This window comes from Scleromatobacter humisilvae (assembly GCF_023231945.1).
In the GTDB taxonomy this organism is placed as follows: domain Bacteria; phylum Pseudomonadota; class Gammaproteobacteria; order Burkholderiales; family Burkholderiaceae_C; genus Scleromatobacter; species Scleromatobacter humisilvae.
On record NZ_JAJLJH010000001.1, the window covers coordinates 686,383 to 712,510 of the forward strand.

22 protein-coding genes and 1 pseudogene are annotated in these 26,128 nt (G+C 69.8%); 13 read left to right on the forward strand and 10 right to left on the reverse strand.

The genetic code is table 11. The features are described from left to right. The first annotated feature begins 82 nt into the window (after positions 1 to 82). The 5 genes from motA to LPC04_RS03255 all read left to right on the forward strand — a co-directional run bounded on the left by motA (position 83) and on the right by LPC04_RS03255 (position 4,376). The gene (motA, locus tag LPC04_RS03235; RefSeq protein ID WP_275680742.1) at positions 83 to 943 is read left to right on the forward strand and encodes a flagellar motor stator protein MotA; all 861 of its coding nucleotides are present in this window, start codon (positions 83 to 85) and stop codon (positions 941 to 943) included. Between the two features lie 17 nt (positions 944 to 960). Further along, on the forward strand, positions 961 to 1,929 hold the full coding sequence (motB, locus tag LPC04_RS03240) for a flagellar motor protein MotB (protein ID WP_275680743.1): 969 nt from the start codon (positions 961 to 963) through the stop codon (positions 1,927 to 1,929). Positions 1,930 to 1,966: 37 nt separating this feature from the next. Then, positions 1,967 to 2,365: a chemotaxis response regulator CheY gene (gene cheY / locus LPC04_RS03245; RefSeq protein ID WP_275680744.1), complete on the forward strand. Its 399-nt coding sequence runs from the start codon at positions 1,967 to 1,969 to the stop codon at positions 2,363 to 2,365. A gap of 16 nt (positions 2,366 to 2,381) precedes the next feature. Next, positions 2,382 to 3,011: a protein phosphatase CheZ gene (locus LPC04_RS03250; protein WP_275680745.1), complete on the forward strand. Its 630-nt coding sequence runs from the start codon at positions 2,382 to 2,384 to the stop codon at positions 3,009 to 3,011. Positions 3,012 to 3,239: 228 nt separating this feature from the next. Next, positions 3,240 to 4,376, forward strand: a complete 1,137-nt coding sequence (locus tag LPC04_RS03255; protein WP_275680746.1) for a nucleoside hydrolase — start codon at positions 3,240 to 3,242, stop codon at positions 4,374 to 4,376. Here LPC04_RS03255 and LPC04_RS03260 read toward each other — a convergent pair. Further along, complete coding sequence (locus LPC04_RS03260) at positions 4,328 to 4,768, reverse strand: DUF1801 domain-containing protein (protein ID WP_275680747.1); 441 nt, start codon at positions 4,766 to 4,768, stop codon at positions 4,328 to 4,330. The two genes, LPC04_RS03255 and LPC04_RS03260, sit on opposite strands and share 49 nt — an antisense overlap. Before the next feature lie 25 nt (positions 4,769 to 4,793). Continuing rightward, entirely contained in the window at positions 4,794 to 6,380 is a 1,587-nt protein-coding gene (locus LPC04_RS03265; protein ID WP_275680748.1) for an RCC1 domain-containing protein, read from the reverse strand. Between the two features lie 185 nt (positions 6,381 to 6,565). On the opposite strand from LPC04_RS03265, the gene LPC04_RS03270 reads away from it, so the two are divergent. Then, positions 6,566 to 7,264, forward strand: coding sequence for a 2OG-Fe(II) oxygenase (locus LPC04_RS03270; RefSeq protein WP_275680749.1), 699 nt, complete (start codon positions 6,566 to 6,568; stop codon positions 7,262 to 7,264). Positions 7,265 to 7,266: 2 nt separating this feature from the next. Here the strand turns inward: LPC04_RS03270 and LPC04_RS03275 are convergent, their stop codons facing one another. Beyond that, positions 7,267 to 7,902 (reverse strand): response regulator, encoded by a 636-nt coding sequence (locus tag LPC04_RS03275; protein WP_275680750.1) that lies wholly within the window; start codon positions 7,900 to 7,902, stop codon positions 7,267 to 7,269. Beyond that, on the reverse strand, positions 7,899 to 9,077 hold the full coding sequence (locus LPC04_RS03280; RefSeq protein ID WP_275680751.1) for a hybrid sensor histidine kinase/response regulator: 1,179 nt from the start codon (positions 9,075 to 9,077) through the stop codon (positions 7,899 to 7,901). The genes LPC04_RS03275 and LPC04_RS03280 overlap by 4 nt, the downstream gene beginning before the upstream one ends. A gap of 242 nt (positions 9,078 to 9,319) precedes the next feature. Between LPC04_RS03280 and LPC04_RS03285 the strand changes: the two genes are divergently transcribed. The 6 genes and pseudogenes from LPC04_RS03285 to LPC04_RS03310 all read left to right on the forward strand — a co-directional run bounded on the left by LPC04_RS03285 (position 9,320) and on the right by LPC04_RS03310 (position 15,070). After that, positions 9,320 to 9,778, forward strand: a complete 459-nt coding sequence (locus LPC04_RS03285) for a hypothetical protein (RefSeq protein WP_275681913.1) — start codon at positions 9,320 to 9,322, stop codon at positions 9,776 to 9,778. A gap of 46 nt (positions 9,779 to 9,824) precedes the next feature. Further along, positions 9,825 to 10,187 (forward strand): response regulator, encoded by a 363-nt coding sequence (locus LPC04_RS03290; protein ID WP_275680752.1) that lies wholly within the window; start codon positions 9,825 to 9,827, stop codon positions 10,185 to 10,187. A gap of 56 nt (positions 10,188 to 10,243) precedes the next feature. Next, on the forward strand, positions 10,244 to 12,364 hold the full coding sequence (locus LPC04_RS03295; protein WP_275680753.1) for a chemotaxis protein CheA: 2,121 nt from the start codon (positions 10,244 to 10,246) through the stop codon (positions 12,362 to 12,364). Positions 12,365 to 12,563: 199 nt separating this feature from the next. Further along, positions 12,564 to 13,748 (forward strand): annotated as a pseudogene (locus LPC04_RS03300) (methyl-accepting chemotaxis protein); the annotation flags it as partial. A gap of 162 nt (positions 13,749 to 13,910) precedes the next feature. Then, positions 13,911 to 14,432 carry a chemotaxis protein CheW gene (locus LPC04_RS03305; RefSeq protein WP_275680754.1) on the forward strand — a complete coding sequence of 174 codons (522 nt, stop codon included), beginning with the start codon at positions 13,911 to 13,913 and terminating at the stop codon, positions 14,430 to 14,432. Between the two features lie 71 nt (positions 14,433 to 14,503). Next, the gene (locus tag LPC04_RS03310) at positions 14,504 to 15,070 is read left to right on the forward strand and encodes a hypothetical protein (protein ID WP_275680755.1); all 567 of its coding nucleotides are present in this window, start codon (positions 14,504 to 14,506) and stop codon (positions 15,068 to 15,070) included. Between the two features lie 77 nt (positions 15,071 to 15,147). Here LPC04_RS03310 and LPC04_RS03315 read toward each other — a convergent pair whose 3' ends face one another. The 3 genes from LPC04_RS03315 to LPC04_RS03325 form a co-directional block, all read right to left on the reverse strand. After that, a complete protein-coding gene (locus tag LPC04_RS03315; RefSeq protein ID WP_275680756.1) occupies positions 15,148 to 17,745 on the reverse strand; it encodes an FG-GAP-like repeat-containing protein in 2,598 nt (865 codons plus the stop codon). Then, on the reverse strand, positions 17,742 to 20,255 hold the full coding sequence (locus LPC04_RS03320; RefSeq protein WP_275680757.1) for an FG-GAP-like repeat-containing protein: 2,514 nt from the start codon (positions 20,253 to 20,255) through the stop codon (positions 17,742 to 17,744). The genes LPC04_RS03315 and LPC04_RS03320 overlap by 4 nt, the downstream gene beginning before the upstream one ends. 68 nt (positions 20,256 to 20,323) lie before the next feature. Continuing rightward, the gene (locus tag LPC04_RS03325; RefSeq protein WP_275680758.1) at positions 20,324 to 20,950 is read right to left on the reverse strand and encodes an SGNH/GDSL hydrolase family protein; all 627 of its coding nucleotides are present in this window, start codon (positions 20,948 to 20,950) and stop codon (positions 20,324 to 20,326) included. A 197-nt stretch (positions 20,951 to 21,147) separates the two neighbouring features. Here LPC04_RS03325 and LPC04_RS03330 point away from each other — a divergent pair, with 197 nt between their 5' ends. Further along, positions 21,148 to 22,452, forward strand: coding sequence for a UDP-N-acetylglucosamine 1-carboxyvinyltransferase (locus tag LPC04_RS03330; protein ID WP_275680759.1), 1,305 nt, complete (start codon positions 21,148 to 21,150; stop codon positions 22,450 to 22,452). A gap of 21 nt (positions 22,453 to 22,473) precedes the next feature. Here LPC04_RS03330 and LPC04_RS03335 read toward each other — a convergent pair whose 3' ends face one another. The 3 genes from LPC04_RS03335 to LPC04_RS03345 form a co-directional block, all read right to left on the reverse strand. Further along, positions 22,474 to 22,884 carry a DUF488 domain-containing protein gene (locus LPC04_RS03335; RefSeq protein WP_275680760.1) on the reverse strand — a complete coding sequence of 137 codons (411 nt, stop codon included), beginning with the start codon at positions 22,882 to 22,884 and terminating at the stop codon, positions 22,474 to 22,476. Between the two features lie 22 nt (positions 22,885 to 22,906). Next, positions 22,907 to 23,377 carry a metallophosphoesterase family protein gene (locus LPC04_RS03340; protein WP_275680761.1) on the reverse strand — a complete coding sequence of 157 codons (471 nt, stop codon included), beginning with the start codon at positions 23,375 to 23,377 and terminating at the stop codon, positions 22,907 to 22,909. A gap of 76 nt (positions 23,378 to 23,453) precedes the next feature. Further along, entirely contained in the window at positions 23,454 to 26,030 is a 2,577-nt protein-coding gene (locus LPC04_RS03345; RefSeq protein ID WP_275680762.1) for an ABC transporter permease, read from the reverse strand. Positions 26,031 to 26,128 lie beyond the last annotated feature (98 nt).

Genomic DNA, 26,128 nt, shown 5'->3' on the forward strand with positions numbered 1-26,128 from the left:
GCGCACCGGACGCGTCGATAAAGCCGCATGGCTCCCATCACCGGGTGCCCGGCATGAATAAAGAACTGGAAGCGTACCCAAAATGTTTGTGATCGTCGGCTGGGTCGTCGCACTGGCTTGCATCTTCGGCGTGTACATCGCCGAGGAAGGCAACATCGCGGTCATTCTGCATGCGCTGCCCTTCGAGTTCATCACGATCTTCGGCGCGGCCGGCGGCGCCTTCCTGGCCAACAACCAGATGAAGGTGATCAAGGGCGCGATGAAGGGCCTGGGCGCCTGCTTCAAGGGCAGCAAGTTCAGCAAGGCGCGCTACATGGAGCTGCTGGCGCTGCTGTACGACATCCTGCAGAAGGCGCGCAAGGAAGGCCTGATGTCCATCGAGAAGGACGTCGAGGATCCGCACAGCTCCGCGCTGTTCCAGAAGTACGCGATCGTCGGCAACGACCACCACGTCGTCGAGTTCATCACCGACTACCTGCGCATGATGGTCTCGGGCAACCTCAACGCGCACGAGATCGAGTCGCTGATGGACTCCGAGATCGAGACGCACCACGCCGAGGAACACGCCGCCGTGGCCGCGCTCGGGCGCCTGGCGGGCGGCCTGCCGGCGTTCGGCATCGTCGCGGCGGTGCTGGGCGTGGTCAAGACCATGGGCTCGGTCGGCCAGCCGCCGGCGGTGCTGGGCGCGATGATCGGCTCGGCGCTGGTCGGCACGTTCCTGGGCATCCTGCTGGCCTACGGCTTCGTCGAGCCGCTGGGCGGCCTGCTGGAGCAGAAGGTCGAGGACAACGGCAAGGAACTGCAGTGCATCAAGACCACGCTGCTGGCCTCGATGCAGGGCTACGCGCCGCAGGTGGCGATCGAGTTCGGCCGCAAGGTGCTGTACTCGCCCGACCGCCCCACCTTCGTCGAGCTCGAGAGCCACGTGAAGGGCAAGAAGTGAGCATCGGAAAGTAAGCCATGGCAGGCGATTCGAAGAAGCTCCAGCCGATCATCATCAAGCGCGTCAAGAAGGGTGGCCATGCCGCCCACGGCGGCGCGTGGAAGATCGCCTACGCCGACTTCGTGACGGCCATGATGGCGTTCTTCCTGCTGATGTGGCTGCTGGGCTCGACCACCGACGGCGACAAGAAGGGCATCGCCGACTACTTCCAGTCGCCGCTCAAGATCGCGCTGGCCGGCGGCTCGGGCTCGGGCGATTCGAACTCCGTGCTCAAGGGCGGCGGCGAGAGCCTCACGTCCACCGTCGGCCAGGTCAAGAAGGGCGACGTGGAGGCGCAGCGCAACACGATCAACCTGCACAAGCTCAAGGCCGAACAGATGCGCGCCGAGGTCGCGCGGCTCGAGAACCTGAAGCAGGAGATCCAGCAGAAGATCGCCAGCAACGACAAGCTGAAGGACATCAGCTCGCAGATCCGCCTCGACATGACCCGCGACGGCCTGCGCATCCAGATCGTCGACGACCAGAACCGGCCGATGTTCGCCTCCGGCTCCGCGACGATCGCGCCGTACATGAAGGACCTGCTGCGCGCCATCGGCTCGGTGCTGACCGAGGTGCCCAACCGGCTCACGCTCGAGGGCCACACCGACGCCCAGCCGTTTCCCGGCGGCGACCGCGGCTACAGCAACTGGGAGCTGTCGTCCGACCGCGCCAACGCCTCGCGCCGCGAGCTGATCGCCGGCGGACTCGCCGACGACCGCGTCCTGCGCGTGCAGGGCCTGGCCTCGAGCCAGCCGTTCGACGAGAAGGATCCGCTGGCGCCCACCAACCGGCGGATCAGCATCATCGTGATGAACCGCGAGGCGGAGGACCGCATGTTCCGCACCGCGCCCGATCCAGCAGCCGCCGACGGCGCCGATTCTTCGGCCTCGAATGCGACAAATTCCACTGCGCCGCCCGCCGAAGCCTCAAGCGCACCCGTCCATTGACCGATAACCCTGCAGAACTTCGCCTCCCGAGGACACCATGAGCAATCCCACCGACCTTAAATTCCTTGTCGTCGACGACTTCTCCACCATGCGCCGCATCGTGCGCGGCCTGCTGAAGGAGATGGGCTGCAACAACTGCGAGGAAGCCGAAGACGGCCAGGTCGCGTTGAACATGCTCAAGGCCGCGAAATTCGACTTCGTCGTGTCGGACATCAACATGCCCAACATGAACGGCTTCGACCTGCTCAAGGCGATCAAGGCCGACGACTCGATCAAGCACCTGCCGGTGCTGATGGTGACCGCCGAAGCGCGCAAGGAGGACATCGTCCTGGCCGCGCAGTCGGGCGCCGCCGGCTACATCGTCAAGCCTTTCACCAAGGCGACGCTGGAAGAGAAGGTCCAGAAGATCATGCAAAAGCTGGCGGCGACGGCCTGACCAGAGGGAGCAAATCATGAAAATGGAAGACATCGCCGCGATGAAAGTGGATTCCCTCGCGGTTTCGCCCGAGGTGTTCCAGCAACTGGGCAACATCACCCGCGTGCTGCACGACACCATGCAGCAACTCGGCGTGATGCCCAAGCTGCAGATCGCCACGGACGGCCTGCCCGATGCGCGCAGCCGCCTGAGCTACATCGCCTCGAAGACCGCCGACGCGGCCAACAAGGTGCTCAACACGGTGGATGCCGCCAAGCTCGAGCATCGCCAGATCGCCGACGCCACCCGCAAGATGGCCGAGCTGATCGTGGCCGACCCGGTCAAGGCCGTGGCCACCGGCGCCGTGATGAACTTCGTGCACGAGGTCGAGACCTCGACCAAGCGCATCGACGACCACCTGACCGACATCATGATGGCGCAGGACTTCCACGACCTGACCGGCCAGGTCGTCGCCAAGGTCGTGACGCTGGCCAACGACCTGGAAGACAGCCTCGTCAAGCTGCTGATCCAGGTGGTGCCGGAAGGCGTGCGCGAACAGGTCGACCCGTCCGTGCTGAACGGCCCGGTCGTCAACCCGGAAGGCCGCACCGACGTGGTGTCCGACCAGGGCGAAGTCGACGACCTGCTCGCCAGCCTCGGCTTCTGAAGTTCTCCGTTTCCCTGCGAGACGCCCGCTGCCCGCGGGCGTTTTTCATGGCGGGTCGGACATGCCGCGGCATACCCCACCCGGTTACCCGGCGGTTCGCCGGTCGCCGCTCATCCGTTGCGCAGCAGGCCAAGGGTTCGCCACATCGAGCGATCGATCGCATTGCGCGATGATCGCCGCCGCGGGACGCGGCGCCCGGACTCGCCGCCACGACAACGGGAGACAAGAATGCTGCTGAAACTTCGCCTGTGCGCATTGATTGCGCTGAGCCTCGCGGCCGGCTTCGCGACCGCCGACGACAGCCATCGTGGCCGCGACCCCGCGCCCCCGAAGGTGATCCTCGACACCGACTTCAACACCATCAGCGACGACGGCCAGGCGCTCGCGATGCTGGCGCAGCTCGACGCCGCCGGCAAGCTGGACCTGCTGGGCGTCACGGTCGCGACCGGCAACGCGTGGCTCGAGCAGGAGACCTCGGACGCGCTGAAGGCCGTCGAGCGGCTCGGCATCGATCGCTCGGTGGGCGTCTACGTGGGCGCGAAATATCCGCTGCTGCACGACTACGACGCGTACCTCGACGAGGTCGCGCGGTTCGGCGCGCCGATCGACTACGTCGGCGCCTTCGCGAGCCCGCCGCCCACTTCGCCGGGCGACATCGTCGCTCCGCCGGACGGCTTCGCAACCCACACGCGGCCGCAGCGGCAACACGCGGTCGACTTCCTCATCGAGCAGATCCACCGCTACCCCCACCAGGTATCGATCCTGGAGATCGCGCCGCCCACCAACCTCGCGATGGCCATCCGCAAGGACCCGGGCATCGTGCCGCTGATCAAGCAGGTGGTGACGATGGCCGGACAGATCTACGTCGCCGGCAATGCCTACAACGACGTCGCCGAGTTCAACTGGTGGACCGATCCGGAGTCGGTGAAGATCGTGCTGCGCGCCGCGGTGCCCAAGGTGATCCTGCCGCTGGACCTGACCAACGACGTGCCCCTGACCAAGCCGGTGTACCTGCAGATCGCAAACCACCGGCCGGTCACGCCGATCACCAAGCTGTACACCGACGCGTACGCCCCCTTCTTCGGCTCGGCCCCGGCGCCGTATCCGCTCTACATCTGGGACACCACGGCGCTCGCCTACCTGGTCGACCCGACGTTCGCCACCTCGACGCGCGACCTGTGGGTGGACATGAGCACCACCTTCGACGCCAACTACGGCAAGTCCATCGTCTACGACAGCAATCCGACGCCCACGATCCCGCTGCTGCAGCCGTCGAAGGTCGTGTTCGCGTTCGACACCGCGCGCTTCTACGCGTTCTACGTCGACCTGCTGACCCGGCCCGTGCCCGTGCATGGCGGTCGCTGAGCCGATTGGCGCGTCTGCATGTCGGCGTGGGCGTCCGCGATCAGGCGACGCAACGCCGCGTCGTCGACCTCGCGCCCCGGCACCAGCTTCACGTGCCGCATGAACCTGCCCGCGCCCTGCAGCAGCGCCGCGGGGTCGGTCAGCTCGTTGCCGTGGAAGAAGCCGAGATTGACGTGCCCGGTGAACGCATCCACGTAGGCGAACGCGGCATCGCCGACGCAGGCGGTCGGCTGGCCGTCGTGCAGCAGTTCGTGGATGTCGTCGCCGCTTGCTCGCAGCACGTCGAACCAGTGCCGCGCGAGCGCGCCCAGCTCGCCGGGATGCGTGTCGAACCACGCCGCGACCGCGGGATCGCGGCGGGCCGCTGCAGGGAATCGGAACAGGCGCTGCATCCCCCGATTCTGCAGCGGCGCGGCCTCAGCGCGCGCGGCGCAGCAGGTTCGGGTACGCGCTCGCGGTCAGCGCCAGCGTGCCCGACGCGGTCGCCACGACCGCGGGCGTGCGGTCGCTCGGCCCCGTCGTGGCGCGGCCGAGGGCCGAGTGGAAGTTCGTGCCCCAGCTGAGCACGCGGCCGTCGCGGCCGAGCGCGTAGCTGTCGGAATAGCTCGCCGCGATGGAGACGATGTCGGTGAAGCCGGCGACGCTGCCGGCCTCTGACACCGTCACGTGCGGCACGCCGGTGGAGTTCAGCACGGGCGCGCCCGCGCCGTCGCCCAGCTGGCCGTCCGAGGAGACGCCCCAGGCGAGGACGCGTCCATCGAGATCGAGCGCCAGCGCGTGCCAGCCGCCGGCCGCCACCATCGCGATGCGGGTCAGGTTGCCGCCCGCGGCCTGCACCTGGATCGCCACGGCGCTCGAGCCGCCGACGTTGCCGCGACCGAGCTGGCCGTCGGCGTTGCTGCCCCAGGCCCAGACGCTGCCGTCCGCGGCCAGCGCGAGGCTGAAGTTGTAGCCGGCCGAGACCTGCACGATGCCGTCCAGCGGCGAGCCGTCGGCGCGCACGACGTAGGCGGGCACCGTCGCCGGCGTGTTGGTCGCCGCGCCGTGCCCGAGCGAGCCGGGGTCGGTGTCGAAGCCCCACGACAGCACGTGGCCGTCGTCGGTCAGCGCGAGCGCGTAGTTCCAGCCGGCCGACACCGCCGCCACGTGGCCCAGCGGCGTCTTGCCGTCGGTGCCCACCGTCTGCACCGGCAGCAGCGAATCGCCGGCCGTGCCGTTGCCGGTGTAGTCGCCCCAGCTCAGCACCGAGCCGTCGTCGATCAGGGCCACGCCGTTCTCGTCGCCGAGCTCGATCTGCACGATGTGCTGCAGCGTCGCGTGCGACGTCAGGTCAACCACTGCCACCGGCACGAGCGTCGCCCCGGCGTTCACCGTGCTGCCCAGTTCCCTGAAGCTGTCGTCGCCCCAGGCCCACGCGGTGCCGTCCTTGAGCAGCACGGCCCCGGCCTCCTGGCCCATCGAGGCCTGCATGACGCCGGCCCACGGCGTGCCGGCCGCGTTCTTCGCCGGCGTGGCGACGGCGAGGAACGGCAGCGCGGCGTTGTTCGCATCCTGGTCGAGGATGCCGCCGTCGTTGTCGCCCCAGGCCGCGACGGCGCCATCGCCCGCGACGCTCAACGCCGCGTAACGCGAGACGCCATGCGCACCCGTCCAATGCCGTTGCGGCACGCCGTGCACGACGAGGCTGGCGCTGGCGCCGCCGCCGCTGACGTCGATCGTCAGGGCACCGACACGCAGCGCGGTGATCTGGCTGCAGTCCGCGCTGACCGTGACCTGCGTCGCGTCGTGCGCGGCGCACATGGTGGCCGATGCGGCGACGGCGTGGCCGCTGCCGTCCGTCAGCGTGACCGACGCCGGCTGCGCCAGGCGCCACGCGAACTCTCCGCTGGCAGGCGAGGCGAGCGTCGCGACGGCAGCGGCCGGAGGCGGGGGTGGCACCGGCGCCGGAGGCGGGGGCGAAGAGCCGCCGCCGCACGCGGCCAGCGCCGCGGTCAAGGACATCATCACTGCCACGCGGGCAAGCTCGCGCCTTCGCGCGGGCGAAACAGTCATCGTCAAAATGGATACTCCCTGAGATTCGTCGTGAGTGCCGGGCGGCACCCCGAGCCTTTGAAGGCCGCGCGATTCTAGGAGCCGCCGGCCGTCGTCCTTGGGGATTGACGGCGCATCGAGCCGCCTAGAATCCTGCAATGTCCACAGTCGATTTCATCGAGGTCTACGACGACGCGCTGTCCGCGCAGAGCTGCCAGGCGTTGATCGAGCGCTTCGAGCGCAGCGGCCAGGCGCGGCGTGGCGCGACGGGCGGCGGGGTCGACGTCGCGCTCAAGGACAGCTGGGACATCCAGCTCGACGCCTCGCCCGGCTGGGTCGACGCCCGCCAGCAATTGAACGACGCCGCCGCGCGCGGCCTGCGCCACTACCTGCGCCGCTTCGCGCACGTCGCGCTCGCGCCGCTGCAGCTCAAGATGAAGGACCCGGCCAGCGGCGAGCTGCGGCCGCTGGACGCGGGCGCCGTCGCCGCGCTGAGCGACGACCTGCTCGATGGCCTCGTCGCCAAGGTGTTCCGCCCGGGCGGCATCAACATCCAGAAGTACATCGCCGGCCAGGGCGGCTATCCGTACTGGCACTCCGAGCAATACCCGAAGCGCGACAGCGGCGAGGCGCTGCACCGCGCCGTGCTGTGGACGATCTACCTCAACGACGGCTTCGACGCCGGCGAGACGGAGTTCCTCTACCAGCAGCGCAAGGTCGCGCCGCGCACCGGCAGCCTGCTGATCGCGCCGACCGGCTTCACGCACACGCACCGCGGCAACCGGCCCGAGGGCGGCGACAAGTACATCGCGACGAGCTGGATCCTGTACCAGCGGGCCGAGCAGCTCTACGCGTAGAGCTACTCGCCCACCAGTCCGTTGCGGATCGCGTAGACCGTCAGCTCGGAGTTGTTGGTCAGCGCCAGCTTCTCCAGCACGCGCGCCCGGTAGACGCTCACCGTCTTGGGCGACAGCGTGAGCTCGTTGGCGATGTCCGACAACCGCTTGCCCGAGGCGATCATCACGAGCGTCTGCAGCTCACGGTCGGACAGCTTCTCGTGCGCGTGCGCGACCTCGGGCGCGGTCAGGCTCTCGACCAGCATCTGCGCGATGTCGGGCGTGACGAACTTGCGGCCCTGCGACACGGTGCGCACCGCCGTCACCAGCTGCTGCGGGTCGCCGCCCTTGTTGACGTAGCCGTAGGCACCGGCGCGCAGCGCGCGGATGGCGTACTGGTCTTCCGGGTACATGCTGCAGATCAGCACCTTCATCGTGGCGCCCTCGTCCTTCAGCACGGCCAGGACGTCCAGGCCGCTGCGGCCCGGCATGTTGATGTCCAGCACCAGCACGTCGCAGGGCGTGCCGCGCAGCAGGCCGCGCAGCTCGGAGTAGTCGCCGGCCTCGCCGACCACCTGGATGTCGGGCGCGTCGGACAAGGTGTCGCGGATGCCGCGCCGGATCAGCGCGTGGTCGTCGCAGAGGATGACGCGGATCATAGGGTTCCCCAGACCGACGGATCGGCGGAATCTTCGAAGGGCGGACGCGTGTCTTCCGCGTCCGGCCCGAACTCGGACGAGTAGCCGTGCGCGTCGGCGGACAGCGGCACCGACAGGATCAGCGTCGTGCCCTGGTGGCTGCTGGAGAGGTCGACCCAGCCGCCCACCGTCGACGCCCGCTCGTGCAGGCCGCGGATGCCGAAGCTGCGCGCCTTGGCCAGATCGGCGTCGCGCAGGCCCACGCCGTTGTCGCTGATCTCGAGCGACAGCACGCCGCCGGCCAGCGACAGGTCGACGCTGACCCGCGAGGCGTTGGCGTGCTTGGTGATGTTGGTGAGCGCCTCCTGCGCCGTGCGGTATGCCACCAGCGGCACGCCCGACGGCAGCTGCATCGCCTCGTGGCTGGTGCGGAAGGTGCACGTGACGCCGGTGCGCTTCTCGAAGCGCGCGCCCATCCACTGCAGCGCGGCCACCAGGCCCTGCTCCAGGATGGCCGGGTGCAGGTTGTGCATGATCCGCTTGCTGGACTCGATGGCGTGAGTGACCACTTCGAGCGCGGCCTGGGCACGCTGCTGCACCTGCGCGTCCTTCGAGTGCCGAAGGATCCAGGCGATGTCGAACTTCAGCGCCGTCAGCGAGCCGCCGACGTCGTCGTGGATCTCGCGCGCGATCGCGGCGCGCTCGTTGTCGACGCTGGTCTGCAGATGCTGCGCGAGCTCGGACAGCCGCTGCCGCGACTGCGCCAGCTGCTGGTCGGCCGTCTCGCGCGCCAGCCGCGCCTCGTGCGCGTCGATCGCGTGTTCGACCGCCGGCGCGAGGCGGGCGAGGTTGGCCTTGAGCAGGTAGTCGCTGGCGCCGTTGCGCATCGCCGCCACCGCCACGTCCTCGCCGATCTCGCCCGAGATCAGGATGAAGGGCAGCGGGCGATCGAGCGACTTGACGATGTCGAGCGCGGCCAGGCCGGAGAAGCCGGGCACGTTGAAGTCGGACAGGACGATGTCCCAGGGCAGTTCCAGCGCGGCGCGGAAGGCCGGCTCGGAATCGACCCGCATCGACTCGACGTGCGCGCCGCCGCGGCGCAGGTGCGCCATCTCGAGCTCGTGGTCGAGCTCGGAGTCTTCCAGGTGCAGCACGCGCAGCGAAGTTCGGCGGGCCGGCGCGGAATGGGATGGCATGTGGGTGAGTGTAGCCGCCGGTTTCGCGGGCACCCGGGCGCCGAGACGGGGCTTCGGATGCCAAAAAGGTCACCCCGCAAGCCGACTCGGCCACGGTTGGGGAGAAAAGGATGGGGTTTTCTGTCGTGATCTCCTCAATGTTCGGGGGTCATGTGCCGAAGAATCAAGCGCAATCCCCACGGGTTCACAAGGCGCGACCGATGCCTTGCCCGAAGAACACAACATCCATGCTTGGAGCCACGATGCTGACGAGTGACGCCCAGACCCCATCGCCTGGCGGAGGCCTTCCTCTGGTCGCTGCGGCCGATCTTCAGGATCACCTGATGGTCGCCTCGCACGACCTCGAGCGCCTGCAGCGCCTGCTCGAGGATGCCGGCGAGGCGCTGATGGGTCATTTCTACGGTGCGTCGAACCAGATGAACGTGCTGAGGGACGAAGCGCCCAAGGTCAATCTCGACACCGCGCCGATCAAGGAAGCGCTGCAAGCCCTGGCCGGCGCGATCACCGCGCTGCAGTTCCAGGACATGGCGACGCAGCTGATCGCGCACACCCAACGCCGCCTGCGCAACTGCGCGGACCGGATCGCGCGAGACGCCATGGGCGACGACGAGGATGGCGAAGCCATCGTCGAGGACGCTCCGATGCGGCCCAACCCCGTGACGCAGGACGAGATGGACGCTGGCTCCATCGACCTGTTCTGACTCCCTCCTTTTCAGCCCTTATTCAAGACCCTTCCGGAGAACTGCAATGCACACGATTCTTGCCGTGGACGACAGCCCCTCGATGCGCCAGATGGTGGCGTTCACCCTGAAGAACGCCGGTTTCAACGTCGTTGAAGCCGTCGACGGCCAGGATGCCTTCGAGAAGTCCAGCCAGCGCGACTACAACCTCGTCCTGACCGACCAGAACATGCCCCGCATGGACGGCATCAGCCTGACGAAGAAGCTGCGCGAGAACCCGAAGTTCAAGCAGACCCCGATCCTGATCCTGACCACCGAGTCCAGCGACCAGATGAAGATGGCCGGCCGCGCCGCGGGCGCCACCGGCTGGCTCGTCAAGCCGTTCGATCCCGCCAAGCTGATCGAAGTCATCGGCAAGGTCGTGCGCTGAACGCTGCCGGAGCGCAGAGGTCAGGCCATCAGGAATCCGGATCAGGAGCAAGAGTAATGGGTGAGATCAGTAACAACAGCAGCTCGGCCGGGATCGACCTGAGCCAGTTCTACCAGGTCTTCTTCGAGGAAGCCGGCGAGAACCTGGAGCTGATGGAGCAGAAGCTGCTGGAGCTCAACGTCGACGCGGCCGACGACGAGGAGATGAACGCCATCTTCCGTTGCGCGCATTCCGTCAAGGGTGGCGCCGCCACGTTCGGCTTCTCCGACGTCGCCGCGCTGACGCACCAGATGGAGACGCTGCTGGACAAGCTGCGCCGCCACGAGTTGACCCCGACGTCCGCGATGGTCGACGTGCTGCTGGCCGCCGGCGACGCGCTGAAGGCGCAGCTGGCCGTGCACCAGGGCTCCGCGAGCAGCGCGCCCGACACCAGCGAGCTGCTGGGCCGCATCCGCGCGATGGCCGAAGGCCAGGTCCCGCCCGCCCCGGCCAAGGCCGCCGCGCCCGCGCCTGCCGCCGTCGTCAGCTCCACGCTGAAGTCGATGCCCGTGCCGAAGGCGCAGACGCGCGCCATCGAGCTGGTCGTCGGCCCGCTGGAAAAGCCCGAGACCGCCGATGCCCTGAGCGAGCTGTTCAAGGAGATCGAGGACCTCGGCACGATCGAACCCCTGGACGGCGGCCGCGCCGCGGACGGCATGCGCCGCTTCCGCGTGGTCACGACCACCTCCGACAGCGAACTGCTGGACCTGTTCACGTTCCATGTGGCGCGCGAACTGATCCAGATGCGCCCGACCGACCCGGGCTTCGGCTTCTTCCCGGAGAACGCCGGCGCCCCGCCGGAAGAAAACCCCGTCGATCCGGGCTACGGCTTCTTCGATCCGCTGCCCGACGCGACCCCGGCCGATGCCGCACCGGCCCCGGCCGCCGCGGAATCGAACGACGCCGCCGCGCCGGCGCCCGTCGCCGTCGCCGCCGCACCCAAGGCCGCCGCCAAGGCCGACGCCAAGGTCGCCTCGCCCGACCAGGCCACGCTGCGCGTGTCCATCGAGAAGGTCGACCAGCTGATCAACCTCGTCGGCGAGCTCGTGATCACGCAGGCCATGCTGGCGCAGAACAGCCGCGAAGGCCAGCTGAACCAGCAGCTGCTGGCCGGCCTGACCGACCTCGAACGCAACACCCGCGACCTGCAGGAAGCGGTCATGTCGATCCGGATGATTCCGATGTCGATGGTGTTCAACCGCTTTCCGCGCATGCTGCGCGACCTCGCCGCCAAGCTCGACAAGAAGGTCGAACTGGTGACGCAGGGCGAAGCGACCGAGCTGGACAAGTCGCTCGTCGAGAAGATCACCGACCCGCTGACCCACCTGGTGCGCAACTCGTGCGACCACGGCATCGAACTGCCGGCCGAACGTCTGGCCAAGGGCAAGCCCGAGCACGGCACGATCACGCTGGTCGCGTCGCATCAGGGCGGCTCCATCGTCATCGAGGTGCGCGACGACGGCAAGGGCCTGTCGCGCCAGAAGCTGATCAGCAAGGCCCGCGAGCGCGGCATCGACGCGCCCGATTCGATGACCGACCAGGAGGTCTACGCGCTGATCTTCGCGCCGGGCTTCTCGACGGCGGACGTGGTCACCGACGTGTCGGGCCGCGGCGTCGGCATGGACGTGGTCAAGAAGAACATCGCCTCGCTCGGCGGCACGGTGGAGATCGACTCCGCCGAAGGCTACGGCATGAGCGTGAAGGTTCGCCTGCCGCTGACGCTGGCCATCATGGACGGCATGTCGATCGGCGTCGGCGACGAGTGCTACATCCTGCCGCTGGCCTCGGTGGTCGAGTCGTTCCAGGTCGCCCCGGGGATGATCAAGACGATCGGCGGCTCGGGCCGCGTGGTCGAAGTGCGCGACGAGTTCATGCCCGTCATCGACCTCGAGCGCGTCTTCGAAGTGCCGCGCTTCGACTTCGAGCACGTCAGCAACATCATGGTGGTCGTCGAAGCCGAAGGGGCCCGCGTGGCGCTGCTGGTCGACGAACTGCTGGGCCAGCAACAGGTGGTCGTGAAGAACCTGGAAGCCAACTACCGCAAGGTGCAGGACGTGTCCGGCGCCACGATCATGGGCGACGGCCGCGTCGCGCTGATCCTGGACACCGGCTCGCTCGTCCGCCGCACGCGCCATTGAGATCGAGCCCGGTCTCCGTCACGCCAACACCCTGCCCGTCACCTCGCAAAAGAATCGAGACTCCATGCTGAACAACCTTCCCACCAGCGTTCGTGCCGGCCTGCTCTTCTCGCTGCTGGCCGGCAGCCAGATCGTCGTCGCCGTCGGCCTCAGCCTCGGCTGGTCGGCCGGCGCGATCATCACCTGCGGCGTGACGCTGGTCGCGCTCGCGGCCGGCCTGTTCATCGTCTCGCTGAAGATGGTGCGCGGCATCGTGGGCGACTTCACGCGCCACACGATCGCGATGAGCCAGGGCAACCTGGCCACCGACATCCGCATCGTCGGCAACGCCGAATCGACCGCCGCCCTGCGCGCGCTCAAGGTGCTGCAGGAAGAGACGCGCAAGACGATCGGCTCGATCCGCTCGGGCACGCACGAGGTGTCGACGGCGTCCTCCGAGATCGCCACCGGCAACCAGGACCTGAGCCAGCGCACCGAGCAGACGGCCAGCAACCTGCAGCAGACCGCCAGCTCGCTGTCGCAGCTGACCGGCAACGTGCGCCAGAGCGCCGACGCGGCCGCCCAGGCCAACCAGCTCGCCAGCTCGGCGACGCAGGTCGCCCGCCGCGGCGGCGCCGTCGTCTCGCAGGTCGTCGCGACCATGGAAGAGATCAACTCGTCGTCCAAGAAGATCGCCGACATCATCGGCGTCATCGACGGCATCGCGTTCCAGACCAACATCCTCGCGCTGAACGCCGCGGTGGAAGCGGCGCGGGCCGGCGAACAGGGCCGCGGCTTCGCCGTGGTGGCTGGCGAAGTGCGCTCGCTGGCGCAGCGCTCGGCCGAAGCGGCCAAGGAGATCAAGAGCCTGATCGGCACCTCGGTCGACAAGGTCGAGACCGGCTCGAAGCTGGTGCAGGACGCCGGCTCCACGATGGACGAGATCGTTGCCAGCGTGCAGCGCGTGACCGACATCATCGGCGAGATCAGCGCCGCCGCGCTGGAGCAGAGCCAGGGCATCGGCCAGGTCAACGAGGCTGTCACGCGCCTCGACCAGATGACGCAGCAGAACGCCGCGCTGGTGGAGGAGTCCGCCGCCGCCGCCGAGAGCCTGAAGGACCAGGCGCACCGCATGACCACCGTCGTCGCGAACTACAGCCTGGGCGGTTCGTCCGACTTCGGCGGCTTCGGCGCGGCGCCGTCGGCCCACGTGCCGGTCGCCGCCAAGGCCATCGCCAAGGCCGCGACGTTCAAGCCGGCTGCCGGCAAGGCCGCCGCCAAGCCCGTCGCCGCCAAGGCCGTCGCCGCCAAGCCGGCCGCTGCCAAGCCCGCTCCGGCGCCCGTCGCCCCGGCGCCGGCCCCGGCCGCCGCATCCGGCGCCAGCGACGACTGGGAATCGTTCTGATCCCCCACGACACCGGAAGGGCGCGCTGAGGCGCCCTTTTTTTTGCCCGAATAGGCGCGGCAACAGCGCAAAAAGTCACTTCATTCCGCTCGGCCGTCGCCGATAACGGAAACAGAACCCCTCCGTCCCAAACACCGCACCAAGAAGCCCGAAGGATCCGCCATGGACATGATCAAGGAAGCCACCCACATCGCGCGCCAGTCCGCCGAGCGCTCCGCCGCGGCCGGCAAGGGCTCGAAGGGCGAGTTCCTGACCTTCCGCCTGGGCGGCGAGGAATACGGCATCGACATCCTGCGCGTGCAGGAGATCCGCTCGTACGAACAGCCGACCCGCATCGCCAACACGCCCGAGTTCCTGCGCGGCGTCGTCAACCTGCGCGGCGTGATCGTGCCGATCGTCGACCTGCGCCTGAAGCTCGGATGCAAGGAAGCCGACTTCAACGCGTTCACGGTCGTCATCGTCCTGAACGTCAAGGGCCGCGTGATCGGCGCCGTCGTCGACTCGGTGTCGGACGTCTGCGAACTCGGTGGCGACACCATCAAGCCGGCGCCGACGCTGAACTCGCATGTCGACATGTCCTTCATCACGGGCATCGCCAACGTCGGCGAGCGCATGCTGATCCTGATGGACATCGAGGCGCTGATGAGCGCGTCCGACATGGGCCTGATCGAATCGGCGGCCTGAACCGCCGGCCCGTTCCCCTGCAAGCCGCCCGCGAGGCGGCTTTCTCTTTGCCAACCCGCATCGACCCTCCCATGAAGAAACTGTTGCTCGCGACCTCCGCCGCCATCGCCGTCGCCGCGCTCCAGGGCTGCGTCACCGCCCGCACCAGCGGCCAGGTGCTCGTCGCGGACGCGCCTGCCGACAACCACCTGCACATCGTGATCGTGCCGGGCAAGCAGGTGCTCGACGACCAGCACCGGGCCGCGCTGCGCAGCGGCGACAAGCACATGGCGACGCTGTTCCCGCAACTCGCCTCGCGCCTGCCCGAGGACCTGCGCGCCAACGGCGTCGAGGCCAGCGCGACGCTGCTGGACGCGGGCGATCCGATGCCGCCGCCCACCGGCCAGCGCACGCTCGTCATCCGTCCGACCCAGGTGGGAGAGATCTACAGCGGCAACGGGTCCTGGCTGGACCTGGACGTCAGCCTGACCGACCCGAAGCGCGGCACGCTGTGGCATGGCGCCATCCACTTGTCGAGTGGCACGCCCGGCGTCAGCTACGACGCGTCGGCAGTCGACCACGCCGCGGTGCCGTTGATGGAACAGCTGCGCGACGCCAAGCTGATCGACATCTCCTGGCGCCGTCCCGTGACGCCCTGAACCAGCTCGGCGGCTCGATCGCCGGCACGCGCCACGAAGGGCCGCCCGCGAGGCGGCCCTTGTCATTGGCGAGCCGCTCAGTGCCGCGTCGACGCGCGCGGCACCGGGTGCCCCGCCAGCGACGTGGCGAGCGCGTGCCGGTGGGCAGCCTGCGGCGTCGCCTTCGAACTCGCCAGCGCCGTGAAGACCTGTCCGTTCCAGCCGACGACCTCACGCCCGTCGGGATTCACGCCGACACCGAGGCCGCCGGGCATGAAGCCCGCCTGCGGCGCGTCGTAGAGGTCTTCCGGCCCGAACGTGCCGTCGGCCCGCCCCAGCAGCACGCCGAGCGCCGTCGGGTGGGCCACGATCGCGTCGAGCCGGCCGTCGCCGTCGACGTCGGCCATCACGAGGCCGTCGGCCTCCATGCCGAGATCCTTGCTCGCGGCCAGCACGAAGCTGTGATCGGCCCGCTGCTTGAGCACCTGCACGCGCGACGGCGCCTGCGAGCCGTAGATGGCCAGCACGATGTCCGGACGCCCGTCGCCGTCGACGTCGGCCACCGAGACCGCATCCGGCCAGCCGTCGCCGGTGTCGTAGGTCGTCGGCGGCCCGAAGCCGCCCCCGGCGATCCCGCGCAGCACCGAGAGGCGTGCGGACTGCGAGCCGGCCGACGAGACGACCAGGTCCGGCACGCCGTCGCCATCGACATCGACCAGGCGCAGCCTCCCGATGGAGCCGATGCCGGCATCGACGGTGCCGGCGTCGACGAACTGGCCCGAGGCGTCCTGGTGCCAGAGGTGGAAGTAGGTCTCGTCGCCGGCGCTGAGCATGTCGACGCGGCCATCGCCGTCGAAGTCCTGGAAGGCCAGGATGCCGGCCTGCTCGTAGTTCGGCAGCAGGATGGTCTGGTTCAGCGTGAAGCTGCCGCCGGCCTGCTGGCGGTAGATGCGCATGCCGCAGGCGCCGCCCAGCACCAGGTCGGGCAAGCCGTCGCCGTTGAGGTCGACAGCGGCGATGCGTTCCAGCGTGCAGCCGTAGACCGGCGCCGGGATCGGCTCCGTCACCGGGCCGAGGCTGCCGTCGGCCTGGCCGTGGCGCACGTAGAGGTGCATCAGGGGCGGGAAGACCGATTCGTCCCACGACGCCCAGAGCTGGTCCGGCCGGCCGTCGCCGTCGATGTCGGCGATCGTCTGCACCGCCTCGAAGCCGATGTCGGCGGCGAGCGGGGTCGCCGCGCCGAAGACGCCCGGCGCCACGCTGAAGCTCACGCTCGCCGGTTGCCCCATCGTGTTGCCGACGAGGTCGGCGAAGCTGCCCGGGAACGTGACCGTGTAGGTGTGGCCGTGCGTCCAGTAGGTGCGCGGCTTCACGGTGATCGTCGCGAGGCTGTCGAAGTCGGGAGAGACGTCCGCCGGCAGGCCGGTGGTCGTGTCCATGACGGTGAACGTGGGGGCGCTCATCCAGACGCTGGGCCCGTACAGCGGCTCGCTGAAGACGAAGGTCGCCGTGGCGTTCGACGCGACGCCGGAGGCGCCCGCCGCCGGCGTCGCCAGCGCGAGCGCGGGCGCGGTGGTGTCGAGCGTGAAGGTCCACGACTGCGGCGTCGCAGCGTTGCCCTCGCGGTCGGTCGCCGCCGCGGTGAGCTTCGCGGTGAAGACGCCGCTGGGCCAGCCCGCGCCCGGCACGAACACGGCGTTGCGGCCGCTGCCGTCCAGCGTGACCTGCCCGGCCACGGCATGGCCCGCCGCGTCCGTCACCACGAGGCCGCCGGCGGACAGGCTGGCCGGGTCCATCGGCATCGAGAACGACGCGGTCACCGCGACGCTGCCCGGGTGCACCTGCGCGTCCGCCGGCGCGAAGGATGTCAGCGTGGGCGCGGGGCCGCCGTGCGCGCTGCCGACGCGGTACGCCTGAAGTTCGGTGTGCTCGCGTTCCGTCACCGTGCCGCTGGCGTCGTCGGTGGCGATCAGCGTGGCGCGCACGCGGCCGACGCCGTCGACCAGCCAGATGTCCTGCACGAACGTCGTGGAGTAGCTCGAAGGACCGGCGCTGTCCCTCTCCGTCTGGTGCAGCGTCGTGCGCAGGTGCAGCGCGTCGGGGAAGGTGCCGGCCGGTGTCGAGACCGGGCCGCGGTCGATCACCTGCACGGTCGACAGCATCAGCAGCTTCTCGTGCACGCCGTCGCCGTCGTCGTCGTAGCCGCTGTCCACGGTCTTGTCGAACTGCACGAAGCTGTCGCCGACCGTCGCCGGCAGCTTCAGCGCCATGAACGGGCCGATCGCGTCGTCGACGACGCCGGCGTCGGGGCCGGGATAGACCGTCACGCCGCTGGCCGTCGACAGATAGCGCATGCCGTCGCCCTGCGCCGGGTTGGCGTCCAGCGAGGTCGACACGAGGCTGGTGACGGTGTGGCCGTCGACCTGCGTCGTCGCGCCGGTGTCGAGCTGGTAGAGCGCGGACGGCGTGTCGCCGCCATTCGCGTAGTCGGCGTAGACCCAGCGGGCACCGGGCGCGAGCGGGAAGTAGTTGCTGCCGGAAGGCGGCGAGCTGTCGGACGGCGGGGGTGTCGAGCCGCCGCCGCCCGGATTCCCGGCGTCATTCCCGCCACCACCGCCGCACGCGGCGAGCAGTGCGGCGGCCAGCGTCGCCGCGGCCACGGCGCGGCCGCGGACCATCTTCGTGCTCGCGCTCATGTACCGGCCTTCGAGCCGTGCGACGGCGTGGCCGGATGGCGCAGCGCGCGCATCAGGTGCGACGCGCGCAGCGCGTGCGCGAGGCCAGGCGTCGCGAGCGGCGCGGCATCGCCGCTGCCGGGCGTGCGCTGGCGCATCAGCATGCCGTCGAGGACGACGTCGGGGCGGCCGTCGCCCGTCAGGTCGCCGACGGCGAACGAGGCCATCGACGAGCCGTAGGGCGCCGCGTAGTCGACTTCCGGCGCGAGCGTGCCGTCGGCTTGCTGGTACAGCACGCCGAAGGTGCCCCAGCCGCTGTATTCGACGAGGACGTCGGGGCGGCCGTCGCCATCGACATCGGCGATCCGCACCGCGCTCGACCACGTCAGCGCCGGATAGTGCACGCACGGCGCGAAGCTGCCGTCGGCCTGTTGCAGGAACACGCAGGTCTGCGTCGGGTAGTCGCCGATCGCGGCGACGATGTCGGGACGGCCGTCGCCGTTGACGTCGCCCACGGCGATGTCCTCGATCATCTGGAAGCCCGTGTCCATCTGCGTGCGCAGGGCGTAGCTGCCGTCGACCTGGCGCTGCCACACGGAGACGCCGCTGTCGAAGTTGCCGCCGCCGGCGTAGACCAGCTCGGGAACGCCGCTGCCGTACAGGTCGGCCACGTGCAGCGAGCCGCCGCCGAACGACGGCAGCGTGGTCACCACCGGCGTGGCGCCGAAGCGGCGCGCGCCGTCCTGCGTCCAGACCGCCACGCGGCCCGAATCCATCTGGCCGACGAATTCGGGAATGCCGTCGCCATCGAGGTCGACGACCGCCGCGCCGCCGTTCAGGACGTAGCCGAAGCTCTCGCCCGCCGTGAACTGGCGTGGCGCCGTCTGGCGCAGCACGCGCCAGGTGCACCAGGTGCCGCCGACGGCCACGTCGCGCCGGCCGTCGCCGTCGAGGTCGACGACGCGGATCTGGTCGGACTGCGAGCAGTTGTCGCCGTCGCCCGCCAGCAATTGCACCGGCGCCTCCAGGCCGCCCCCGGCCAGGCCGTAGCGCACGAACGGCGCGATGCGGCCGTCGGGCGTCTGGCCGGTGTAGACGAAGTCGGCGTGGCCGTCGCCATCGAGGTCGGTGATGACGCTGCCGTAGGCCGCCTGGTTGGACAACAGCGACTGCGGATAGCCGAACGCGCCGGAGTCGGTCTGGAAGGAGAGGTTGGCGCCGGCCGCCATCGGGTTGCCGACGGCGTCGGTGATGCCGGTGATCGACAGCTGCAGCGTCTTGCGCAACGGCCACGCGGTGGTCGGCGTCAGCGTCACGCTGGCGCCGTCGACCGCGATCGCGAAGCCGACCGCGTTGCTGCCGTCCGAGGCCCACAGCGTGCCGGCGTTGGCGCTCGCCGCGGCCACCGGCTCGCTGAAGTTCAGCACGATGGGGGCGTTCAGCGGCAACTGGGACGTGCCGTCCGCGGGCGTCGCGGACAGCAGCGCGGGGCCGGTGGCGTCGAGCGAGAACGTCCAGCTCGCCGCCTGGGCGAGTGGGTTGCCGATCAGGTCGGTCACGCCGGTCGACAGCGTCGCGGAGTAGCTGCCGCCGGCCCAGGCCGAGTCCGGCACGAAGTGCGCGGTCGTGCCCACCATCGTGACGTGCCCTTCGACCGCCTGGCCCGACGCGTCCAGGATGCGCCAGCCCGACGCGAGCGTGTCGGCATCGACGGCCTCGCTGAAGGTGACCGAGACGTCCGCGCCGTTGGCGCGCGCGACTGCGCCCGGGGCCGTCGCCGTGACGGTGGGCGCCTGGGTCTCGCTGCGCACGCTGCCGACGCGATAGGCGCTCAGGGTGAGCGTCGTCGGCGTTTCGGCCGTGACGCCGTCGGGGTAGTCGACCTCCGTGCTGCGCACCAGGCCGATGTTCGGGCCGTACCAGTCGTCGACGACGCTGCGGAAGGTGTACGCCGGGCCGCCGCTGGTGGGCTTGACGGTCTCGGTGGAGTCCGTGCGCACGTGCAGCGCGTTGGCGACGTGACCGGCCGGCACGTCGACTGACTCGAAGCCGACCACCGTGACGACGGACTTCAGCGCCACCGGGTCGGGCTTGCCGTCCCCGTCGAAGTCGCTGGACGTCACCGTCTTGTCGATCTCGGTGAAGCTCTGGCCGGCGCTGGGCGGGAAGGCCAGCAGCTTGAGCGGGCCGACGTCGTGCTCGAAGCCCGTGACGTCCGGCGGCGGATAGATCGTGACGCCGCTGGCGTCGGCGTAGGCGATCGTGCTATCCAGCAGCGCGCCCGAGGCGTCCGACGTGACCATCGATACGCCCTGGCCCTGCGCCGTGGTGGCCGGGGCAACGACGTCGACGCGCTCGATGCTGCCGTCGTCGGCGGCGTAGATCCAGCGGGCCTGGGCCGGCACGGGGAAGTAGTCGACGCTGGCCGGCGGCGGGCCGCTCGTGTTGTCGCCGCCACCGCCACCACCGCCGCAGGCGGCCAAAAGCACGCAGGCGAGCGCGCACGCGCCGCCTGAACGAATGTTCTTCATTGTCGTCCCTCCCTGGATCCGGGACGATTCTAGACAAGCGGCCGCGTGGCGACAGCTGTGGCGATCCCTCAGACGAACAGGCGCGCCGCGGGCATGGCCGCGCCCGTGACGACGCGCGCCACGGTACGGGCGATCTTCGCGCCGCCGACGGATGACGGCTCGATCGGGTTGGCGTAGTCCTGCGGCTGGTCGCACACCGCGCGAAGGTCGATCACGTCCAGGCCATGGGCGCAGGCCGTGCGCACGATGGCGTCGTTGAAGGAGGTCAGCGCCACTTCCACGCGCTCGCGGTAGTCGGCGTCGGGAAAGTTGCCGTGGTAGATCGTGCAGACCGTGAGCGGCAGTCCGCGAGCGAGGCAGGCCGTGACGGCCGATTGGTAGCGCGCCTCGAAGCCACGCACGCTCGCGCCGATCAGGCGCAGCGCGTCGGCGCTCGAGTAGACGGGCTCGTCCAGCAGGCCCGAGGCCATCAGCGCGTCGTTGCCGCCCACGCTCAGCACGAGGTGCGTCGCGTCGCCGCGCACGCCGGCCAGCTGTGCGGCGACGGCGTCGGCCTGCGAGCCGTCGACAGCCGCCAGCGCGACGGTCCAACCATCCGGCAGCTCGCCGCGCAACTGCGCGAGGACGTCGGGGCCGCCGTCGGTGTAGGCAGCGTTGTCGAAGATGGAGTCGCCGAGCAGGACGATGTGCGGCATTGGGAAGCGATCAGCGGGTTCGGCCGCCGATTGTCGGCGAACTCATGGTTTGTCCCCGGTGCAGCGCGCATTCCGATTGCCGGGAGCCGGCTGGCGTGAGCGAGTTCGTCCGGCGTCCGGAAGAAAGTCTCACGCCGCGGCGGCCTGTGCGTCCCTAAGATGGCGCCACGTCATCCACGACTGCTTCGAAAGTTCCTGTGCCCGATCTCATCGTCCATGGCGGCCGCCCCCTCAGCGGTCGCATCACGCCCTCCGCGAACAAGAACGCGGTGCTGCCGATCCTGTCGGCCACGCTGTTGACGCGCGAACCCGTCACGCTGCGCGGCGTGCCCGACATCACCGACGTCCGAAAGATCCTGGCCGTGTTCCGCGAGCTGGGCAGCCGTGTCGAGGGCGAGTTGAAGGACGGCGTGCTGCGCATCCATCACGAGCACACGAACTTCGATCCGGCCGTCAACAAGCTGCCCGAGGAGATGCGCTCGTCGGTGATGCTGGTGCCGCCGCTGCTGGCGCGCTTCGGCAGCGCGCGCATCGAGAACGACGTGCAGGGCTGCACGCTGGGCGTGCGCGAGATCGATCCGCACGTCGAGGTGTTCGAGGGCTTCGGCGCGCAGGTCGAGCGTGGCCCGGGCGCGCTGATCGTCCACGCGCGCCGTCCGCTGCACGCGCATCGCCGCTGGCTGGACTACGCGTCCGTCACCACCACCGAGAACTTCGTGCTGTGCGCGGCGCTGGCCGACGGCGAGTCGGAGCTGACCAACGCGGCGTCCGAGCCGCACGTGCAGGAGTTCTGCGAATTCATGCGCCGCATGGGCGCCAAGGTCGAGGGTTGCGGCACGTCGCGCCTGACGGTCACCGGCGTCGACGAGCTGCACGGCGTCGACTTCACCTTCGTCGAGGATTTTCACGAGGTCGTCACCTTCCTCGCGCTGGGCGCCATCACCGGCGGCAACGTGGAGGTGAAGAACAGCGCGCCGCAGTTCTTCCCGCTGCTCGATCGCAGCTTCGCGAAGATGGGCGTCGAGGTGACGCACGAGGGCGGCTGGTCGCGCGCCTTCGTGCCCAACGGCCTGAAGGTGCGCGAGCCCTTCACGCGCAACATGCTGCAGAAGATCGAGGCCGCGCCGTGGCCCTACTTCCCGGTCGATCTGCTGCCCATCTTCATCGCGCTGGGCGTGCGCGCCGAGGGCCAGATGATGTTCTGGAACAAGGTCTACGACGGGGCGCTGGGCTGGACCTCCGAGCTGTCGAAGTTCGGCGCCCACGCGTTCCAGTCCGACCCGCACCGCGTCATCACCTTCGGCGGCAAGAAGCTGGTGCCCGCCGAGGTCGACAGCCCATACATCATTCGCGTGGCCATCGCGCTGCTGATGCTGGCGTCGAGCATCGAGGGCAAGTCGACGATCTACAACGGCACGCCGATCCGGCGGGCGCATCCGCGGTTTGTGGAGAACCTGGTGTCGCTGGGGGCGAATATCGAGTGGGTCGGCGCCGACGCCTGACGCAGCGCGTGCGTGGGCGCGTCAGGCGCCGTCGAGGCGCGCGCCCGCGTCACGCAGCAGCGCGCGCAGGATGGAACGATGGCAACGCGCCTCGTTCTCGCAATAGCAGCCCACCGAGAAGTTCGACTCCCGAGACAGCGTCGCCAGCAGCGCGATCGCATGGGCGTTCTCGGGGCGCGCCATCTCCGCCCGATAGCCGCGCGTGAACGCGGCCCAGTCGCGCTCGCCGGCCGCGCTGAGGTCGGCCTGCGAGGCCAGCGCGCGCTTGACCAGTTCGGGGCTGGGCGACAAGTTGGGAAACCAGACGTCGTACCAGTCGCCCGACGCGAATTCGGACTTCGGCACCCCGCGCGGCGGCCGCCGCACGGTTCCGATGCGCGTGCCTTCGTCCGGATGACGCGGCGTGCCAAGGCGGACGATGCGAACACTCATGCTGCGATCCTGGCTGCGGACGTCACGCGGTGCGCAACGACTCCAGTTCCACGATGCGTACCGCCACGTCCTTGCCAGTGACCTGCATCAAGGCGACCGACACGGGCAACCTGAAGCGCACGGGGCCCGCGCTCCCGGGGTTGACGTAGAGCACGCCGCTGCGGCGCTCGACCTTCGGGCGATGCGAGTGGCCGCTGACGACCACGTCCACGCCCGCGGCCTTCGGGTCGATCGCGAGCCCGGCCAGGTCATGCAGCACATGCAACATGACATCGCCGAAGCGCAGCTGTTCCGTCTCGGCGATGCGCTGGGCCCAGGGCGCGCGGTCGTTGTTGCCGCGCACGGCGGTCACCGGCGCGATGGTGGACAGTGGCTCGAGCACGCCCTCGCCGATGTCGCCGGCGTGGACGATGAAGTCGCTGCCGCGCAGCACGTCGAGGGCCTCGGGTCGCAGCAGGCCGTGGGTGTCCGAGACGAGTCCGATTCGAATCATGGCGGTCAAGGGATCAATCGGCGTGCCGCGACAGGAGCCGTCGACGACGCGCGTTGCAGCGGGCGTGCGCGCATCGTCACTCCTGCGCTGCGCGGCGCAAGGTTTCCATCACCGGCCGGGCGAGCACCTCGTGCAGGCTCCACCAGCCGGCGGCGAGCGCCAGCGCGGCACCGCTCGCGGCGCCGGCGAACGGCACCCACCACGGCGGGTTCCAGTGGAATTCGAAGACCCAGGTCGCCAGGCCCCAACCCACCGCCACCGCCGCGCTCGCGGCCAGCAACCCGGCCAGCGCGCCGACACCGAGCAGCTCCACCTGCTGGACGCGCCCCAGCAGCGAGCCCGACGCGCCCACCGCGCGCATCACCGCGAACTCGCGCGCCCGCGCCTCGCGCGTGGCCGACACCGTGGCGACCAGCACCACCAGCCCGGCGACCAGCGCGAACGCGAACAGCAATTCCACCGCGTGGATGACCTGGTCGAGCACGCCCTGCACCTGCGCGATGGTGGCCGACACGTCGATCGCCGTGACATTGGGGAATTGCGCCGCGAGCCGGTTGTCGAAGGCGGGCGCTGCCGTGGACGGCGCCTTGAACGCGCTGATGTAGCTCAGCGGCAGGTCGCCCATGCTGGTGCGCGGGAACATCACGAAGAAGTTGACGCGCATCGAGCCCCAGTCGACCTTGCGCAGCGTGGTGACGTGGCCGGACACCGGCACACCGCCGACGTCGAACTGCATCTTGTCGCCCAGCTTGAGGCCCAGCGTCTTGGCGAGACCCTCTTCGACACTGAGGCCATCCGACTCGTCCGGCACCCATTTGCCGGCGACGATCTTGGTGCCGGGCGGCTGCTCGCGCATGTGGCTCAGGTTGAGCTCGCGCTGGATCATGTTGGACGCATCGGACTCGGGCTTGTAGCGCTTGGCGATGGGCTCGTCGTTGATGGAGATGAGGCGCCCGCGGATCATCGGGAACCAGTCGTCGTCGTGGACACCGGCCGCCTTCAGCATGTCGCGATAGGCCTGCGCCTGGTCGGGCTGGATGTTGATGACGAAGCGGTTCGGCGCATCCGGCGGCGTGGCTGCGCGCCAGCTGTCTATCAGGTCGGTGCGCAGCAGGATCAGCACCCACAGCGCCATCAGGCCGATGGCCATCGACGACACCTGCAGCACCGCGAACGCCGGACGCGCCGCAATCGCGCGCGTGGCCAGCACGAGCCAGCGCGGCGCGCGCGTCTCCGGCACGAAGCGGCGCAGGGCCAGCACGGCCAGCCATCCGACCAGCGCGAACAACAGCGCCGCGCCCGCGAAGCCGCCGACGCTGATCAGGGCCAGCTTGACATCGCGCGCCGCCACCATCATCAACGCGGCGAAGCCGAGGAACGCCCCCGCGAGCACGCCGAGGCTGGCGACCTTGGGCGTGCCGACATCGCGCCGCAGGACGCGCAGCGGCGGAACGCGCGCCAATTGCAGCACCGGCGGCAGGCCGAAGCCCAGCAGCAGCGTCAGGCCGACACCCACGCCCAGCAGCGCCGGCATCGGCCCGGGCCACGGCAGCCCGTTGGGCAACCACGCGGTGAGCAGCGCGACGAAGCCCAGGTGCAGCACGAAGCCCAGGCCGAGGCCGACGACGCTCGCGACAAGGCCCAGGCCGAAGAACTCGATCGCGTGGACGGCCGCGATGCGGTTCTGCGTCTCGCCCAGCACGCGCAGCATCGCGCAGTCGTCGAGATGGCGCTGCGCGAAGTCGCGCGCGGCGACGGCCACCGCCACCGCCGACAGCAACGCCGTCAGCAGCGCCACCAGGCTGAGGAACTGCTGCGCACGATCCACCGTCTGCGTCATCTCGGGCCGGCCCGTCGTGAGGTTCTCGACGTGCATGCCACGCAACCCATCGGTCTTGATCTTCGCCTTGGCCCAGTCGGCGTAGGCGCCGGCCGCCTTGTCGTCGCCGTTCGGCGCGCCCACCGCGAGCCGCCACGTGATGCGGCTGGACGGCTGCACCAGGCCGGTGGCGGGGAGGTCGGCGACGTTGAGCATCACGCGCGGGGCCAGCGCCGAGAAGCCGGTGCCGCGATCGGGCTCGATCGCGATCAGCGCCGCGATGCGCAAGGTGGCGTCGCCCAGCTCCAGGCCGTCGCCCACCTTGAGCGCGAGCGCATTGGCCAGCGCCGGGTCGATCCAGACGGTGCCGGCGGCCGGCGCCTGCTTGAGCGATTGCACCGGGGCCGTCTCGCCGAACCTGACGTCGATGGTGCCGCGCAGCGGGTACGCGGCGTCGACCGCCTTGACCGCCGCGAGCCTGGCCGCGCCGCCCTGCGCCGCGCCGGCGCGGGCCATGCTCGGGAAGTTGGCGGCCTGCCCGACGACGAAGCCGCGCCGCAGCGCCTCCTGCATGAACGCCGACGCGAGCGGCTTGTCGCCCAGCACGACGGTGTCGCCGCCCAGCAGCTGCGCCGCGTCGCGCACGAGGCCCGAGCGCATGCGATCGGCGAAGAAGCCGACGGCCGTCAACGCGCCCACGGCCAGCACGACGGCCCAGAGCAGCAGCCGCAATTCGCCGGCGATGAAATCGCGCCACACCTGGCGGCCGGCCAGGCGCCAGACGGAGGCCTGCGGCCGCCTGGGTTCGTTCGTCGTCGTGCTCGGGATCGTCATGGCCGCAACGGTACACCGAAGCCGTGAACGTCGCCCGGCGCGGATCGGGCGATTCGGGCTTTGGAATGTCACGCGCGGACGCGGCCCGATTCGTCAAC

Coding starts and splice junctions, on each gene's coding strand:
- LPC04_RS03305 (WP_275680754.1), top strand. CDS start 13,911: ATGGACATGATCAAGGAAGCCACCCACATCGCGCGCCAGTCCGCCGAG.
- LPC04_RS03335 (WP_275680760.1), bottom strand. CDS start 22,884: ATGAGTGTTCGCATCGTCCGCCTTGGCACGCCGCGTCATCCGGACGAA.
- cheY (WP_275680744.1), top strand. CDS start 1,967: ATGAGCAATCCCACCGACCTTAAATTCCTTGTCGTCGACGACTTCTCC.
- LPC04_RS03315 (WP_275680756.1), bottom strand. CDS start 17,745: ATGAGCGCGAGCACGAAGATGGTCCGCGGCCGCGCCGTGGCCGCGGCG.
- motA (WP_275680742.1), top strand. CDS start 83: ATGTTTGTGATCGTCGGCTGGGTCGTCGCACTGGCTTGCATCTTCGGC.
- LPC04_RS03320 (WP_275680757.1), bottom strand. CDS start 20,255: ATGAAGAACATTCGTTCAGGCGGCGCGTGCGCGCTCGCCTGCGTGCTT.
- LPC04_RS03255 (WP_275680746.1), top strand. CDS start 3,240: ATGCTGCTGAAACTTCGCCTGTGCGCATTGATTGCGCTGAGCCTCGCG.
- LPC04_RS03290 (WP_275680752.1), top strand. CDS start 9,825: ATGCACACGATTCTTGCCGTGGACGACAGCCCCTCGATGCGCCAGATG.
- LPC04_RS03295 (WP_275680753.1), top strand. CDS start 10,244: ATGGGTGAGATCAGTAACAACAGCAGCTCGGCCGGGATCGACCTGAGC.
- LPC04_RS03345 (WP_275680762.1), bottom strand. CDS start 26,030: ATGACGATCCCGAGCACGACGACGAACGAACCCAGGCGGCCGCAGGCC.
- LPC04_RS03265 (WP_275680748.1), bottom strand. CDS start 6,380: ATGATGTCCTTGACCGCGGCGCTGGCCGCGTGCGGCGGCGGCTCTTCG.
- LPC04_RS03275 (WP_275680750.1), bottom strand. CDS start 7,902: ATGATCCGCGTCATCCTCTGCGACGACCACGCGCTGATCCGGCGCGGC.
- LPC04_RS03250 (WP_275680745.1), top strand. CDS start 2,382: ATGAAAATGGAAGACATCGCCGCGATGAAAGTGGATTCCCTCGCGGTT.
- LPC04_RS03285 (WP_275681913.1), top strand. CDS start 9,320: ATGCTGACGAGTGACGCCCAGACCCCATCGCCTGGCGGAGGCCTTCCT.
- LPC04_RS03280 (WP_275680751.1), bottom strand. CDS start 9,077: ATGCCATCCCATTCCGCGCCGGCCCGCCGAACTTCGCTGCGCGTGCTG.
- motB (WP_275680743.1), top strand. CDS start 961: ATGGCAGGCGATTCGAAGAAGCTCCAGCCGATCATCATCAAGCGCGTC.
- LPC04_RS03325 (WP_275680758.1), bottom strand. CDS start 20,950: ATGCCGCACATCGTCCTGCTCGGCGACTCCATCTTCGACAACGCTGCC.
- LPC04_RS03260 (WP_275680747.1), bottom strand. CDS start 4,768: ATGCAGCGCCTGTTCCGATTCCCTGCAGCGGCCCGCCGCGATCCCGCG.
- LPC04_RS03310 (WP_275680755.1), top strand. CDS start 14,504: ATGAAGAAACTGTTGCTCGCGACCTCCGCCGCCATCGCCGTCGCCGCG.
- LPC04_RS03340 (WP_275680761.1), bottom strand. CDS start 23,377: ATGATTCGAATCGGACTCGTCTCGGACACCCACGGCCTGCTGCGACCC.
- LPC04_RS03270 (WP_275680749.1), top strand. CDS start 6,566: ATGTCCACAGTCGATTTCATCGAGGTCTACGACGACGCGCTGTCCGCG.